General features: G+C 59.9%; 1 protein-coding gene and 1 pseudogene. Both read right to left on the reverse strand.

From position 1 onward, the window contains the following. On the reverse strand, positions 1-995 hold a 995-nt coding region (locus GJ632_RS21450), incomplete at its 3' end, for a surface glycoprotein (protein WP_197428153.1). 322 nt (positions 996-1,317) lie between these two features. Beyond that, a pseudogene (locus GJ632_RS21455) lies at positions 1,318-1,425 on the reverse strand (glyoxalase); the annotation flags it as partial.

Consider the following 1,425-nt stretch of genomic DNA (forward strand, 5'->3'; position numbering starts at 1 on the left):
CGACGGTCACCGAATCGTGACGTTCGCGATCTGACCGCCGTCGAAGACGACTTCGTATCGTCGCCGAGGTCACGGTTCGTCGTGTCAACGCTGTAGACGTGGCTGTTCGTGCCCGTGGAACCGGAGCGGAAGAAGTTGTTGTCGTCGTCCGTGCCGGTAATCTCGACGTCGGCGCTCGCGTTACCCGCGATGACGGCGGCCGTCGAGCCCTTGTAGGCGTTCTTCGTGTCGTCGGCCTTCACCGAGACGGCGGCGAAGTCGACCTCTTCGGTCTTCGCGTTGGAGTAGGTGTTACCCTGCGTGTCCGTCACCTTGTAGGTGACTTCGAGGTCCTGCGTGTAGACCTGACCGAGCGTCGCGACGACGCGGCCGTTCTTCACGTCGATGACGTCCTGCGTGAGGTTCGAGCTCTCGCCCTCGACAGATACGTTCAGCTCGTCGACGGTGACGTCCTCGTTGAACGCGAGTTCGACCTCGGCGTCGACGGACGACGTCGTGTCGTTGTCGTAGTGAACGGCGCTCTGGAGCACCGGAGCCTTCGAGGACGTAACTTCGAGCTGGTCCTCGACGGTCGTGTTAGCCATCATGCCGTCGTAGGCATTGTCGTTGGGCTCGTCCGCAGCGGATACGTTGTACGTACCAGCCGACAGAGACGAGACATCAAGGTCGCCAACGTCAATGAGTCCGTTGCCGTTCGTGGTCATGTTGACCTGAGGCTCGGACGAGTTCCAGTAACCGTCCTCGTTCTCGTCAACCCAAACAACCGCGCGGCTGTTGGACGAGGGGTCGGTGTCTCCAATTTCTACAGTCGTCAGGGTGGCAGAAGGACCGGCCTCGACAGAGACCTGCGTCCCGTTGCCTTCCCCGAGGTCGATATCGCCATCGGCAGCAGCCGCAGCAGCCGAGCCCGTGAACGCGATGGTGCCGGCGAAGACCGACAGAACCATTAGCGCCGCGAGCACGACAGCGCGGAACTGTTGTGATTTCCGTGTCATGTTTTGTTAGTAGTGTTGCAGTGGCAACGACACCTTTCGGCCGTCCTGAGCGCTGACGCCCGGATAGACCGGACTTGCACGGCGGTACTCACTGTGTCACCTTGGGTAGGGGTACGATGCAAGTCTATTACCACCTGGATAAATGTCTTGTGTTCCTGAATGACTCTATCTAGTAAATTTCCGAACGAAAAACTTGTTTCTCGCCACAACTGTTCGTAACGAAACAGCATTCCACAGAGAATGTCATCCCCGAGTCACGTGCCGCGAGACTCGTCGGCACCTGCGGACGGGTCGGAGAAAAGCGGAAGACGTCGCGGCGTCGTCAGTCGTCGCTCGGTTCGAGAACCTCTATCTCGTGGCCGTCCTGGTCCTTGGTGAACGCGTAGCGGTTGTCGCAGGACTCGGGGTCGGCGGTAGTCCTCGGCCTCGC

Origin of the sequence: Halogeometricum sp. CBA1124 (assembly GCF_009741955.1) — an archaeon.
Taxonomy (GTDB): domain Archaea; phylum Halobacteriota; class Halobacteria; order Halobacteriales; family Haloferacaceae; genus Halogeometricum; species Halogeometricum rufum.